At 61.8% G+C, this 13,751-nt stretch carries 12 protein-coding genes and 2 tRNA genes; 5 read left to right on the top strand and 9 right to left on the bottom strand.

Features of this window, described 5'->3' with window-relative positions; translation table 11 throughout:
• Positions 1-168: 168 nt before the first annotated feature.
• The 3 genes from ACLQ8T_RS02430 to ACLQ8T_RS02420 all read right to left on the bottom strand — a co-directional run bounded on the left by ACLQ8T_RS02430 (position 169) and on the right by ACLQ8T_RS02420 (position 2,590).
• On the bottom strand, positions 169-915 hold the full coding sequence (locus ACLQ8T_RS02430; protein WP_413455583.1) for a phosphoglyceromutase: 747 nt from the start codon (positions 913-915) through the stop codon (positions 169-171).
• A 130-nt stretch (positions 916-1,045) separates the two neighbouring features.
• Positions 1,046-1,363, bottom strand: a complete 318-nt coding sequence (locus ACLQ8T_RS02425) for a DUF2516 family protein (RefSeq protein WP_128471623.1) — start codon at positions 1,361-1,363, stop codon at positions 1,046-1,048.
• Between the two features lie 69 nt (positions 1,364-1,432).
• On the bottom strand, positions 1,433-2,590 hold the full coding sequence (locus ACLQ8T_RS02420; RefSeq protein WP_204720542.1) for a trans-sulfuration enzyme family protein: 1,158 nt from the start codon (positions 2,588-2,590) through the stop codon (positions 1,433-1,435).
• Positions 2,591-2,737: 147 nt separating this feature from the next.
• Here ACLQ8T_RS02420 and tmk point away from each other — a divergent pair, with 147 nt between their 5' ends.
• From tmk to ACLQ8T_RS02400, 4 genes are all read left to right on the top strand, one after another.
• Positions 2,738-3,391: a dTMP kinase gene (tmk, locus tag ACLQ8T_RS02415; protein ID WP_413455582.1), complete on the top strand. Its 654-nt coding sequence runs from the start codon at positions 2,738-2,740 to the stop codon at positions 3,389-3,391.
• Positions 3,388-4,542 (top strand): DNA polymerase III subunit delta', encoded by a 1,155-nt coding sequence (locus ACLQ8T_RS02410; RefSeq protein ID WP_413455581.1) that lies wholly within the window; start codon positions 3,388-3,390, stop codon positions 4,540-4,542. The genes tmk and ACLQ8T_RS02410 overlap by 4 nt, the downstream gene beginning before the upstream one ends.
• Before the next feature lie 23 nt (positions 4,543-4,565).
• The gene (locus tag ACLQ8T_RS02405) at positions 4,566-6,101 is read left to right on the top strand and encodes an alpha/beta hydrolase (RefSeq protein ID WP_413455580.1); all 1,536 of its coding nucleotides are present in this window, start codon (positions 4,566-4,568) and stop codon (positions 6,099-6,101) included.
• An 82-nt stretch (positions 6,102-6,183) separates the two neighbouring features.
• Positions 6,184-6,258, top strand: a tRNA-Thr gene (locus tag ACLQ8T_RS02400).
• A 202-nt stretch (positions 6,259-6,460) separates the two neighbouring features.
• On the opposite strand, the gene ACLQ8T_RS02395 is transcribed toward ACLQ8T_RS02400, so the two are convergent.
• The 5 genes from ACLQ8T_RS02395 to ACLQ8T_RS02375 all read right to left on the bottom strand — a co-directional run bounded on the left by ACLQ8T_RS02395 (position 6,461) and on the right by ACLQ8T_RS02375 (position 11,491).
• On the bottom strand, positions 6,461-7,303 hold the full coding sequence (locus tag ACLQ8T_RS02395) for an aldo/keto reductase (protein WP_204720536.1): 843 nt from the start codon (positions 7,301-7,303) through the stop codon (positions 6,461-6,463).
• A 68-nt stretch (positions 7,304-7,371) separates the two neighbouring features.
• A complete protein-coding gene (locus ACLQ8T_RS02390; RefSeq protein ID WP_066144082.1) occupies positions 7,372-7,821 on the bottom strand; it encodes a hypothetical protein in 450 nt (149 codons plus the stop codon).
• A gap of 153 nt (positions 7,822-7,974) precedes the next feature.
• Positions 7,975-8,166, bottom strand: coding sequence for a YbdD/YjiX family protein (locus ACLQ8T_RS02385; RefSeq protein ID WP_413455579.1), 192 nt, complete (start codon positions 8,164-8,166; stop codon positions 7,975-7,977).
• A 2-nt stretch (positions 8,167-8,168) separates the two neighbouring features.
• Positions 8,169-10,403, bottom strand: coding sequence for a carbon starvation CstA family protein (locus ACLQ8T_RS02380; RefSeq protein ID WP_246857115.1), 2,235 nt, complete (start codon positions 10,401-10,403; stop codon positions 8,169-8,171).
• A 110-nt stretch (positions 10,404-10,513) separates the two neighbouring features.
• Positions 10,514-11,491: an NAD(P)H-quinone oxidoreductase gene (locus ACLQ8T_RS02375; RefSeq protein WP_413456364.1), complete on the bottom strand. Its 978-nt coding sequence runs from the start codon at positions 11,489-11,491 to the stop codon at positions 10,514-10,516.
• Positions 11,492-11,553: 62 nt separating this feature from the next.
• Between ACLQ8T_RS02375 and ACLQ8T_RS02370 the strand changes: the two genes are divergently transcribed.
• Positions 11,554-11,641: transfer RNA gene (locus ACLQ8T_RS02370), tRNA-Ser, on the top strand.
• Between the two features lie 48 nt (positions 11,642-11,689).
• On the opposite strand, the gene ACLQ8T_RS02365 is transcribed toward ACLQ8T_RS02370, so the two are convergent.
• On the bottom strand, positions 11,690-13,705 hold the full coding sequence (locus tag ACLQ8T_RS02365) for an FAD/NAD(P)-binding protein (RefSeq protein WP_413455578.1): 2,016 nt from the start codon (positions 13,703-13,705) through the stop codon (positions 11,690-11,692).
• Positions 13,706-13,751: the final 46 nt, after the last annotated feature.

The following is a 13,751-nucleotide window of genomic DNA, read 5'->3' as shown; positions in this document are numbered from 1 at the left end:
CCTATTCGAAATAGGAGATTACAGCATACTAATGCCAAAAATACAATCGTGCGCAGTTGTTTCGCTCACAGCCGGATACCTGGCATTGTTCCGGCCTTAATAAGCAGATGGCGGCTTCGCGGTCACCGGCCCAAGGCCGGTGACCGCGAAGCCGCCGAAAAGCGTATCCTACTTGCGACCTTGGTTGGCGACGGCCTTGATGGCGTCGGCCGCGGCCTCTGGATCCAAGTAGGTTCCCCCCTTGGTGATTGGCTGGAAGTTGTCATCCAGTTCATAGACCAGCGGGATGCCGGTCGGGATGTTCAGGCCGGCGATGTCTTCATCGCTGATGCCATCCAGATGCTTGACCAGCGCACGCAGGGAGTTGCCGTGGGCAGTGACCATGACGGTCTTGCCTGCCGACAGGTCGGCCTTGATGTTGTTCTCCCAGTACGGAAGCATGCGCTCCAGCACGTCCTTGAGGCACTCGGTGCGTGGGGCGGAGTCGCCCAGTTCCGCGTAGCGCTCGTCATTGATCTGGCTGAATTCCGAGGAATCGTCGAGTGCTGGTGGCGGAGTATCGTAGCTGCGGCGCCATTCCATGAACTGCTCTTCGCCGAACTCGGCCAAGGTCTGTGCCTTGTCCTTGCCCTGCAGCGCACCGTAGTGGCGTTCGTTCAGGCGCCAGTCGCGGTTCACCGGGATCCAGGAGCGGCCGGCGGATTCCAGAGCCAGGTTCGCGGTGACAATCGCGCGGGTCAGCAGCGAGGTGTGCAGCACCTCCGGCTTGTAGCCTGCGTCGGCCAGCAGCTGGCCGCCGCGGGCTGCTTCAGCACGGCCCTTTTCGGTCAGCGAGACGTCGTACCAACCGGTGAACAGGTTCTTTTCGTTCCATTCGCTCTGTCCGTGGCGAAGCAAAATCAAAGTGTGGCTCATGGAATCTATCCTAACCAATGTGCAAGCCCATTCGCGCGAAAGTTAAGGCCCGTGGTTAAAATGCGAAGACCTGCGCTCCGCCTTCAAGCGGATACGGGTCTTCGTGAAAACTTGGGCGCCTTGGCGCCGCCTAGTAGTTGTACCAGCCGCCGCCCTTGCCGCTCACGGCAGGCTTGACGTCCGCCAGGTACACGCAGGCGATGCAGGCGCCGATCAGCTGCAGGAAGCCGATTCCGCCCTGGCTGAGCATGCCCAGCAAGGCTACAGCGGTGCTGGCAACGGTCAGGCCGAGCCAGAAGCCCTTGGTGCGCTTGCCCTCCTGGGCGAAGCGATCCGCGCCATGGCGCAGGCAATCAACCAGCGCCCAGACGGCGAGTGCCACGATGACAACGCTCAAGGCGATCATCATGTAGTACTCGATCAGTCGGGCCAAGTGCATCATGTTCATGCTTTCACTCTACCTTTGCGACGCATTTGATGGGTGGTGTGCCACGCGCGGACATCGGCACCTGCGGCATCAGAGCCGGTCCAGGGCCTGCTTCAGATCTGCCCAGAGGTCTTCGGCTTCTTCGATGCCTACCGACAGGCGGATCAGGCTGGCAGGGACGCTGGCCGGTTCGGAAGCGTGGCGCGCCCGCCGCTCGGCCAGAGACTCCACGCCTCCCAGCGAGGTGGCGCCGGTGATGAGCTTGAAGGCATCCAGCACCCGGTCGGCTTCTTCGGCAGAGCTGCCCGCTTCGAAGGCGATCACCGAGCCGAACCCGCCCATGAGTTCTGCGGCACGGGCGTGGCCCGGGTCATCAGGTAGTCCCGGGTAGCGTACTGCCTGCACCTTGGGATGCGCGGCAAGCCGTTCGGCCAGCAGCTGGCTGTTGGACTGCGAGCGCTCAAGGCGCACGGCCATGGTGCGCACCCCGCGCAGGGCGAGGAAGGTATCCATCGGCCCGGCGATCGCGCCATGCAAGGTCCGGTATCCGTGCAAGCGGCTGTGCAGCTGCTCGTCGCTGGTGACCAGCGCGCCCATGATCACATCCGAGTGGCCCGATAGGTATTTGGTCACCGAGTGCACGACAAGGTCGGCGCCGTGGACCAGCGGCTGCTGGAGCAGCGGGGTGGCAAAGGTGTTATCCACGATGCTCAGCACATTCTGCGTCTTCGCGGCAGCCAGCAGGGCTGGCAGGTCGGCGACTTCGAGCATGGGGTTGGTCGGTGATTCCACCCAGAGCGCGTCGGCCCCGTCCAACGCGGCAAGCACTTCGCCGGTGTTGGCGATGTCCACCGGGCGGATGGTCAGCCGGCCAGCTTCTTGCAGTTCCGCGCCCAGCGCCAGTGAACCGTTATAGGAATGCTTCGGCATTACCAGCACGCCGGCCTCTGGAACGAGGCTCAATGCCGCGGCAATGGCCGCCATGCCGGAGGAGAAGACCAGGGCCGGCAGGGTTGCCGCTTCGAGCTGGCCCAACACTTCCTCGAAGGGATCCCAGGTGGGGTTGGAGAACCGCGCATAGACGCGTTCGCCGGGCGCCGCCTGCCCCTTGGAATGGTAGGTGGAGGTGAAGGTGACCGGGTGGTTGACTGGAACGTCGTAGCCATGGGCCGGACGCCCGCCGGCAACGAGCAATGTCTTCGGGTCCCATGGCGGGTTGGAGCCTTGTTCTGCGGTGCGGGGGTTCATGGAAAAAACTCTACGCTTGATCCGGCACCGCCAGCCGGTGGATTTCACTACATTTCATGTGACTGATCCACCACACTGGGCGCATTTCCAATGCACAAGCAGCCGTCGCAGCGCGCATCTTTAAAAGTCCTTGGATAGGCTAGTGGGGTGAGTAGAGAATCGAGTTCCCCCACCCGTGGCTTGTTCATCGTTTTCGAAGGCGGCGACGGCGCCGGCAAGTCCACGCAGGTTGCGCTGGCCAAGCAGTGGCTGGAGTCCCGTGGAGCCAAGGTCACCACGACCCGCGAACCAGGTGGAACCCAGATCAGCGAAGAGCTGCGTTCCCTGGTGCTTGACCACGGCCACGGCGACATCGATGCGCGTACTGAGGCTCTGATCTACTCGGCTGCGCGTGCCGCCCATGTCCAGCAGGTCATCTCCCCCGCGCTGGAGGCCGGAACCCACATCATCTGCGACCGGTTCGTCGATTCCTCGCTGGCCTACCAGGGCATGGGCCGTGCCCTGGGATTCGATGCCGTCGCATCGATCAACGACTTCGCAACCGGCGGGTTGAAGCCGGATGCCACCATCATTCTCGACATCTCCGCCGAGCAGGGACGAGCCCGGCGCATTGCGGCCAGCGGCGGGGTGGAGCAGTCGGATCGCCTGGAATCCGAACCGGATGATTTCCATGAACGCATCCGCAACGCCTTCCTCGATTTGGCTGCCCGTGATCCGCGGCGCTACCTGGTCCTGGACGCCACCGCCAGCGTGGAGCAGCTGCACCAGTCGGTTGTGCAGCATCTGGCAGGCCTGCTGTGACCCGGCCGGTCTTCGCGGACCTCGCCGGGCAGGAACGCGTCATTGACACGTTGACCGCCGAGGTTGATCGCGGCAACCCCACCCATGCCTGGCTGGTAACCGGTCCGCCGGGTTCTGGCCGCACCACCGCGGCACGCGCTTTCGCGGCGGCATTGCAGTGCACCCAGACTCCGGCCGGCTGCGGCGAGTGCGCCAATTGCAAAATGGTGATGAATTCGGAGCACCCTGATGTGTCCTTCGTTTCCACCGACAAGTTCGAGTACCAGATTGCCGATGTCCGCCACCTGATTACCCGTGCGCAGGAAAGCGCTGGCACCGGCCGCTGGCGCATCATCATCATCGAAGATGCAGACCGCATGTCCGAGCGCAGCACCAACGTGCTGCTCAAGGCCATCGAAGAGCCTCCAGCCAAGATGATCTGGATCCTCAGCGCCCCATCCCCCGCCGATGTGCTGGTGACCATCCGGTCGCGTTGCCGGGCGGTAAACCTCTCCGTGCCTTCCACCCAGGACGTTGCAGATCTGCTGGTGCGCCGCGATGGGCTGGAACCGGATCAAGCGTTGTTCGCTGCCCGGGTTTCGCAGTCGCATATCGGTGTGGCCCGCTTGCTGGCCCGTGACGAGCAGGCACGAATCCAGCGCGAGAAAGTCGTTACGCTGCCGCTGCGCACCACGACCTTGCCGCAGGCGATGGCGGCGGCCGCAGAAATCTCCAAGCTGGCCAGCGAGCGTGCCGAAAACATCACCGGCACCGACCTGCAGAACAAGATTGCCCAGCTGCGCCATGCCAATGGCTTGGGTCCGGAAGAGAGCATCCCGCCTGGATTGCGCGGGCAGTTCAAGGCGCTGGAGGATGATGCCAAGCGATTTGCCCGGCGTGCGGCGTTCGACGCCCTGGACCGGACGCTGACGGATCTGACCACGTTCTTCCGGGATGTCTTGAGCATCCAGCTGAAAACCGGTACCGAGCTGATCAATGAGCACCTGCGCGAGAAGCTGGAGCGGTTCGCTGCGGAACAGTCTTGTGAGAAGTCCTTGGCCCAGCTTGATTCCATCAATGAAACCCGCAGCCGCCTGGCCGCCAACGTCAACCAGCTCATGGCGCTGGAAGCGCTCATGACCCGTCTGCTGCCACAGCCCGGACGCCGCTAACCCATCCCAAGGAGACACGAACAGTGCCTGCACGCTCACCGATGAAGCGCTTGGCCGCAGTAGGGACTGCTATGGCTTTGGGCCTGGCAGGTTGCTCTTCCCCCACAGCGGATTCGCCATCCAGCGCATCGAATGCCCCGCAGCCCGCGCCGAACACCAGTGCGCCTGATGGATTGGAATCCTTCTATACCCAAAGCCTCGACTGGGAAAAGTGCGGCAGCGTCATCGAATGCGCCACCATCCAGGTTCCGATGGATTACGACTATCCAGAAGGCGAGAGCATCGAGCTGGCCCTGAACCGCCGCGCCGTGGACGGGGCGACGCGCAATATCCTGGTCAACCCCGGTGGCCCCGGTGGATCTGGACTGGACATGGTGTCCTCCACCGTGCCGAGCATGTTCAGCGATGACCTGCAGCGGGCCTACAACGTCATCGGCTTCGACCCGCGAGGGGTGGGCGAAAGCTCCCCGATCACGTGCCAAAGCGCTGCCGAAACCGATAAGGGGCGCCAGGAAAACCTGCGGGCGTGGGTTCCCGAGGACCAGCACGAGATCATCGAGAGCGCCGAGGACTACGCGGCTGACTGCGCGTCCAATACCGGCGAGCTGCTGGATCATGTCGATACCGAATCGGCAGCCAGGGACATGGACGTGATCCGTGCTGTGCTCGGTGATGCGCAGCTGGACTACCTCGGTGTCTCCTACGGAACGTTCCTAGGCGCCACCTATGCTGACCTGTTCGCGCAGAATGTGGGGCGTTTCGTGCTGGACGGAGCCATGGACCCTTCGTTGCCAGCTGCCGAAGTGACCTTGGCCCAGGCTGTGGGGTTCGAGATGGAAATCGACGCTTGGCTCGCCAGCTGCCTTGAAAGCGGCAATTGCCCGTTCACCGGAACCGTTGAAGAGGCCAAGGTGCAGCTGCAGCAGTTCTTTGCGCAGGTGGAGAACGAGCCGATGACCGCCAGCGATGGGCGCGTCGTTCCGATCATCGATTTCGTCAACGGCTTCATTTTGCCGCTCTACGATGATGCCAGCTGGTCCTATTTGACCGACGCCATGAACGCCGCGGTCAACGACGGGAATGTAGACATCATCCTCAGCCTGGCGGATCTCTCGGCAGACCGCCAGAGCGACGGCACCTATGCATCGAATTCGAGCGACGCCTACGTAGCCATTGATTGCCTGGATCGTCCAACGGACAGCAGCCAAGAAGCCATGCAGTCCGAAGCGACCGAGCTGATGCGTGCGGCCCCGACGTTGGGCAAGTATCTGGCCTACAGCGGCATCGCCTGCGAGGCCCTGGACTTCGAATCCACTGGCAAGCCTGAGGTGCTCGACGCGGAAGGCTCGAATGAGATCCTCGTCATTGGCACCGTCGGTGATCCAGCCACCCCCTATAAGTGGTCCGAGGCCCTTGCCAAGCAGCTGGACAACGCCACCCTGCTGACCTATGAAGGCCATGGCCACACCGCCTATGGGCGTTCCAACGAGTGCATTACCAAGGCGGTGGATGAGTACCTGATCGCAGGCAAAGTCCCCGAAGCCGGCACCCGCTGCTGATTGGGCCTGATGATGTCATCGCCGTTTTGACGTTCAGACAATTCCTCGGATAAAGTGACGTGGTGTCTGTTTGCAGGCACAGGCCTCCTTAGCTCAGGGGTAGAGCAGCTCCCTCGTAAAGAGCAGGTCGCCGGTTCAAATCCGGCAGGGGGCTCCATGTGAAGAAAACCCCGGAATCGCGAGCAACTCGTGATTCCGGGGTTTTCGCTATCGTCAGCAGATCTTTTCAACTGGACCCACGGTCTCAGCACCTCACGGAGGTCATTCTTCTCCCATATGTTTCCCAACGACGCCTAGGGATATGCCAGCAGGCCCTTGGTTCAAGATGAAACCAAGGGCCCGTTGTCGGGGTCGGTGTTCTACTCGAAGTCGGCGGTGGCCGGGTCAGCCGAGATGCGGCCTTCCGCACCGCGATCCAGGGTAGCGATGGCTGCCAGATCTTCTTCGTCCAGCTTCACATTCAATGATTCGAAGTTCTCGACGATGCGCGATTCGGTGGTCGACTTCGGGATGACCACATTGCCTACGGCCAGATGCCAGGCGATGACTACCTGCGCCGCCGATGCGCCATGCTTCTTGGCGATGTCCGCCAGCACTGGGTCGCTCAGCAGTTCACCGCCGTGGCCCAGCGGGGACCACGACTCATGCAGGATACCGTGCTCGGCTTCGTAGGCGCGCAGCTCGGTCTGGGGGAAGTACGGGTGGGTTTCAACCTGGTTGATGACCGGGCGGACTCCGGTTTCGGTGTAGAGCTCTTCAAGTGCTTCCTTGGTGAAGTTGCAAACGCCAATGGACTTGGCCTTGCCGTCCTTCTGCAACTGGATCAGCGCCTTCCAGGTGTCCACGTAGGTGCCGCGCTTCGGCTGCAGCCAGTGGATCAGGTACAGGTCGACGTACTCCAGGCCAAGGCGCTGAAGCGAAGCATCCGCTGCGGCCATGGTCTTCTCATAACCTTGGTCCGAGTTCCAGACCTTGGTGGTGATGAACAGTTCTTCGCGCGGCACGCTGCTGGCGGCAACTGCACGGCCGACTCCAGCTTCGTTCCCGTAGATGCGCGCGGTGTCGATGTGGCGGTAGCCAGCGTCGATGGCCTTGCCAACGACCACTTCCGCGTCGGCGTCGGCGACCTTCCAGACGCCGTAGCCAAGCTGGTCGATGGTGTTTCCGTCAAGGAACTTCAGTTCAGGGATTGTTTGGGTCATGCAACTAATTTAGTTCACCCATGCGTCCTGCACGGCGAAAAACCACGCCAGCGATCGGGAAAACCCAATTATTCGCTGGAAGCGAGATTTTGCGCGGCCCGGCTGACGTCTTCTTCCACCAGCTTGGCCCGATGGCGCACCGCCTCGATGTCGATCGGCTGGCCGGCTTCCGCCTGCATCCGCATCATCGCGATCACCTGCGCGGTCGTCGCCAAATCGTTGGCCGCTTTGGTCAGCGAACGGTGCGCCGCCGAGGTCAACTGCGGGATCGTGTCGTCATTGCTCGGGGTGATCCGCTGTGCCGCGCAGCATAGCTGGCGCACGGTCGGCAGCAGCACTGCCATCTCGTTGGCTTCCTTCACGAGCTCGTTGTACACCTGGTCATCAGTGATGCCTTCAACCACCTGGAAGACCCGGTCCAATGACCGCTGGAAACGGTCATGTGCGCGACGCCAGACGCCCTCGCCAAGTTCGCGAGTAGCAGCACGCTCAGCGCGCAGTCGTGAAAAGAACGCCATTACACTTCTCTGCCGGTGGTTTCCGATGGATTACTGGTTCTAGCCTACCGGGATCCCCGCAGTGTTCCCGGCAACGCAGTCGACATAAAACGAAACCGGCTGCAAGTCCCATCCGCTGTCGCGGATGGCCCTTACGGCCGGTTCCAGTCCGGTTCAGCAGCAACGCCCCTCGGGGTTCTTTTCCTGCCAGTCGGTGTAGTCCTTCCAGAACTCACGCTCGGTCATCGACTTTGCGCCGGGATGATTGCGTTCGTGGTGTTCCAGGTAGTGCTGGTACTTGTCGGCACCGAGCACTCCGTCGACAAACTTCTTGGCTTGCCCCAGGCGTTCCCAAAGCGTAGCCACGGCTAGTGGCCTCCGCGTTGGACTTGGGCTTCGGCAGGGACCTGCTTCCAGGCCTTTTCAAGCTCCTTTTCAGCAGGCGAGGAGATCAAGCCGGCAGGTGCGTACATCTTCGATGGCACGGCCGGATCCTCGGTGCTGGTGCCGCCGCCGTTGCGCTTGGCCTTGATGGTTGCGACGACAGCCGAGACCAGCACGATTGCGGTCAGCAGCAGGAAGACCACGGACAGCCAGCCCTGGACACCGGTGTTGCGCACCACGGCCTCCATTGCTTCAACGCTGCCCGCCGAGCCGAGGGAAGTCTCGCCATTGGCCAACGCTTCCTTGTAGGCGTTGTGGTTCGCGAAGTAGCCGACTTTGGTGTCTGCGGAGAAGATCTTCTGCCAGCTGGCCACGAAAGTGATCACCACAGTGAAGGCCAGCGGCAGGGCGACAACCCACAGGTACTTGAAGTTGTTCTGCTTGGCGATGATGGTCATCACCACTGCCAGTGCGATCGCTGCCAGCAGCTGGTTGGCGATGCCGAACAGCGGGAAGAAGGTGTTGATGCCGCCCAGCGGATCGGTTACACCGAGGATCAGGATGTAGCCCCAGCCGGCGACCATGATCAACGTGCACAGCCACACGCCCGGACGCCACGAGGTGTCCTTGAACTTCGGGATGAAGTTGCCGATGGTGTCCTGCAGCATGAAGCGTGCAACACGGGTACCGGCGTCAACCGCGGTCAGGATGAACAGCGCTTCGAACATGATCGCGAAGTGGTACCAGAAGCCCATCATCGCGGTGCCGCCGAACCACTGGTGCATGATGTGAGCAATGCCCACAGCCAGGGTCGGTGCGCCACCGGTACGCGAGACCACCGAGTTCTCGCCGACGTTATTAGCCAGTTCGGTCAGCTGGTTCGGATCCAGGCTGACGCCGGCCAAGCCCAGCGAGTTCACGAACACCGCGGCGGTTTCCACCGTGCCGCCGGTGGCGGCAGCCGAGGAGTTCATCGCGAAGTAGATACCGCGGTCGATGGAGATCGCTGCAACCAGCGCCATGATGGCCACCATGGATTCCATCAGCATGCCGCCGTAGCCCAGGAAACGGGTCTGCTTTTCCTTCTCGACCAGCTTCGGGGTGGTGCCCGAGGAGATCAGCGCGTGGAAGCCGGAGAGCGCGCCGCAGGCGATGGTCACGAACAAGAACGGGAAGATATGCCCGGCAACGACCGGGCCATCAGCCCGTCCGGCGAACTCGGAGAAGGCAGGAACATCGATTTCCGGGCGAACGACGATGATCGCCACGGCCAGCAGGGCGATGACGCCGATCTTCATGAAGGTCGACAGGTAGTCGCGCGGAGCGAGCAGCAGCCAGACCGGAAGCACCGCGGCGATGATTCCGTAGATGATGATCGCCCAGGCTATGGTGGTGCGCTCGAGGTGGAAGAACTCGGCACCCCACGCGGATTCGGCAATCCAGCGGCCGGAGATGATTGCGAACATCAGCAGCACGAAACCGATGACGGAGATTTCCAGGACCTTGCCCGGGCGGATGAACCGCAGGTAGATGCCCATGAACAAGGCGATTGGAATAGTCAGGCCCACCGAGTAGACGCCCCAAGCGGACTCGCCCAGCGCATTGACGACCACCAGCGCCAAGATGGCGGTAATGATGATCATGATGGTCAGGGTGGCGATCAAAGCGGCGGTGCCGCCGATCAAGCCCAGTTCCTCGCGAGCCATCTGGCCCAGCGAGCGTCCACCGCGGCGCATGGAGAAGAACATGACCAGGTAGTCTTGGACCGCACCGGCCAGCACCACGCCCACGATGATCCAGATGGTTCCGGGCAGGTAGCCCATCTGGGCTGCGAGGATCGGGCCAACCAGCGGACCGGCGCCGGCGATGGCCGCGAAGTGGTGGCCGAAGAGGACCCGGCGGTCGGTAGGTACGAAGTCGCGGCCATTATTGACCGATTCTGCCGGGGTAGCGCGGAAATCATCCGGCTTGGCGATCTTGCGCTCGATGAACTTCGAATAGAAGCGGTAGGCAATCAGGTAGGTCGCGACAGCGGCAAAGACGAACCAGATGGCATTGATGGTTTCCCCGCGTGAGAAGGCGAGGATCGACCATGCGATGCCGCCGACCAGTGCAATGGCAACCCAGATGCCGATCTTGGCCGGAGTCCAGCGCTTTTCTTCGCGTTCGGCAACCTCAGGATCGACACCCGCTGGTGGCAAGGTATTTTGGGTCCTCAATTTGAGCAACCTCCTAGGAACGGTGCAAGTGATGTGAGTGACCAGTGGTTATTAAACAAGTCACGTATTTTATTACTACGCAGTCACCCTACAACCGGTTCCCCGTTGCATTAAACCTTTATGACAACTTTTCCGGTGTGTTCGCCAGAATCAAAGTATTCATGGGCGGCGGCCAGCTCCGCGAAGTCCATCGTCTTGGTGACGTTCAGGGCCAGTTTTCCCTGTTCCAGCAGCGGCAGCACCTTGGTGGTGGTCTGGCGAACGATTTCCGCCTTTTCGCCCAGCGGGCGGGAACGCAAAGTCGTGCCGATGATCCGCGCCCGCTTGTTCATCAGCAGGCCCAAATTCAGTTCCGCCTTGGCACCGCCTTGCAAACCGATGACTACCATCCGCCCGCCGACGGCGAGCGCCTTGACGTTCTCCCCCAGGTACTTGGCGCCGACAACATCCAGGATCAGGTCAATGCCCCTGCCATCGGTCAATTCCTTGATGCGGGCAGAAAAATCCTCGTCGCGGTAGTTGATCCCTTCATCGGCGCCGAGCGCACGGCAGTAGTCCAATTTTTCTGCCGACGAAGCGGTGACGATGACGCGTGCCCCGGCGGCCTTCGCGAGCTGTATGGCCATGGAGCCGATGCCGCCGGCACCGCCATGGATCAATAGCGTCTGGTCCTGGCCCAGTCCGCCTTCGATAAAGAGATTGGAAACCACCGTGGCAGCGACTTCCGGCAACCCGGCGGCGTCGATGGTCGAGACCGTCCCGGGGATTTCGATGAGCAGCTCTGCCGGAACATTGACGTACTGCGCATACCCGCCGCCAGCGAGCAGGGCTGCAACACGCGTTCCGGGTTTCCATCCGCTGACGCCTTCGCCGATGCCCACGATGGTGCCGGCAACTTCCAGCCCAGGGATGTCACTGGCACCGGGAGGTGGCGGATACACGCCCTTGCGCTGCTGCACATCCGCGCGGTTCAGGCCGAACGCCTCGATTTTGACCAGCACTTCTCCCGCCGTGGCGACCGGAATTGGCCGTTGCACCAGCTCGAGGACTTCTGGCCCACCGGCACCGTTGTAGATATAGGCATTCATAACGTCGTTCATGGCCTTCAATTCCTTTCGAGCGGTGTTCATGCCGTATACTTTTTCGGGTTGGATGGTTGTCCGAGCGGCCGAAGGAGCTGGTCTTGAAAACCAGTAGGCGGCAACCCCGTCTCATGGGTTCAAATCCCATACCATCCGCGTTCTACGGTTTGGCGGGCTGATCTTCGGATCAGCCCGCCAAACTGATTAATCCTGTTCTGCGCTCAACTTTCCGTTGCCGCTCAGCCCCGCAAGACGCGCCACTTCATTCACCACGTTGGCCGCGTCGTGCAAGGTCCGGGCCGCAGGCCTGCGCAGGTCTCCAGCTTGGGCGGCAATTGCCGTCCCCCACTGCGCAGATGACAATTGCAATCCCAGCACAAACAGCCCACGGTGCGCCAGCCCTTCGCTGTTGACCAGACGGTATGGCTCGCCGACCACGTCGAAACCTGATCCGGGCAGGCTTTCGCCTTCCGCGTTCTTCCACGTGTGCACGCGCGCCACATGATCACCCAACAGCTGCTTGATCAGCGCAGAGCTATTCTGCAAGACGCGGTTGCTCGGCATCATCGCCTCGCACATGGTCTTCGCGGTGTGCACCTCCGCGTCGACCCACGGCGAGGACGCAGTGAACTGCTCCGACACCTCATCGAAGCCGAACTCCGGATCCGGGCCGACGAAGGAGACGATTCCCGCACGCGACAGCGCCAGCAGCTGCTCAATGCGTTCCAGCGGTGGACCGGATGACAACCCTTCGACCAATGGCTCGAAGTGCGCCTGGATTTCCTCGATGCGCGACTGCTCGTCGATCACGCCCGAAGCGATCAGTTCCTTGATCAGCATGCGCCCGGCATTCATCGTCATGATCGCGCAGGACAACGGGTCGTCAAGTCCGCCGGTGCTGTGCCGGGCATTGCCGACGAGGTAGTCGCGTACGCTCTGCTGGTACTGCTCATCGGAGCTGAACCCGACTTCCTCGAATGGCTTGGCCAGCTTTGGAACGTCGAGCCACTGCAGCTGCGGGAACTGCTCGATGAATTTGCGCAGTTCGCCAAGCCACACCTGGCTTCCTTCATGATGCTCGGCAGAGAGAATCGCTTCGAGCCGCTCAACGAACTCGCGCTCGCCAAAGCCATCAGGGGCGCCATGCACGCGGGCACAGCTGCTGTAGTAGGCGAAAAGGATGTCGCGATGCAGTTGCGGCCAAATATGGCGTGAGAACACCAAGGACGCGGCAGGATTGCTCGCCCGGGCTTCAGCGAGGCGTCCAATCAATTCCGGCGCGTCGAAGTAGCGAAGCTCGATTTCATCTGGAATGAACTGATCCACCGCTGGTTTGCCCCAGTACGGGGTTCCTCGCCGCGAAGCCACGATCAGTGCCGGCTCCCGACCTGAGGCAATGTATTCAAGGCGGTGCCCCGGCTCGGTGCTGGACTCGCGGAAGATTCCGCCACGGCCCGCTGTCAGCTCGGCCATGCCGTCGAAGAAATTCAACCCCAACCCGCGGATCAATGCCGGCTGGCCTTCCTTGAAGCGGGAATAGTCGAGGTCTGCAGGGACGTTCGGCGGCATGTAGGTCGCCCCTACCTGCGCTGCTGCTTCCTCGAGCTGCTTCTGCCACGGGTTCAGCTCAGCCGGCTGGTGACCCAGGGCCAGCACCACGGCGTCTGCGTCGAGCTGACGGGTTTCAGCACTGTCCTGGGCACTGCTGAAATCGACCTGGTAGGCGTTGCCTACGGGGCGGACAGCGATCACTTCTGCGGCAACATGCTGGATGCTGAAATTCTCGTGGGCGGCGAGAATGGAGGCGCTGCGGTCATAGACATGCTCAAGGTACTCGCCGTAAATGGCGCGTGAGGGATAGGTGCCGGGTTCAATCCGCTCGATCAGGTTGGCGTGCTCGTCGGTGAGTTTTCGTCCGTCGCCGCGAAGCTCCACGAACTGGCGAAAGCTCAGCCCCGGTTCATCGCCTTCACGTTCGGGGGCAACCGTCGGAAATGACGACGGGGTGTTCATCAGAAAATTCTGGGACTGCTTCGGGTTCCACACGTGGCCCGAACCCGGAGGGAACGGATCGAAGACCGTCACTTTCAGGACGGTGCCTTGTTCAGGGAGGTTCAACGCCAAATTGGCGAGTCGTTCAACCACGCTGGTGCCGCGCGGGCCTGCCCCGACCAGGACCAGGCTGAACTCGTTCTTTGGTGCTGCTTTCTCGCTGTTCACTTCTCTAGGTTATTACCTTTGGACCACGTCATGGGCCAGACGCATA

The organism is Glutamicibacter sp. FR1 (assembly GCF_047300825.1).
In the GTDB taxonomy this organism is placed as follows: Bacteria; Actinomycetota; Actinomycetes; order Actinomycetales; family Micrococcaceae; genus Glutamicibacter; species Glutamicibacter nicotianae.
The sequence above is the reverse complement of the archived record's forward strand: the minus strand, read 5'-3'. Positions and strand labels throughout refer to the sequence as shown.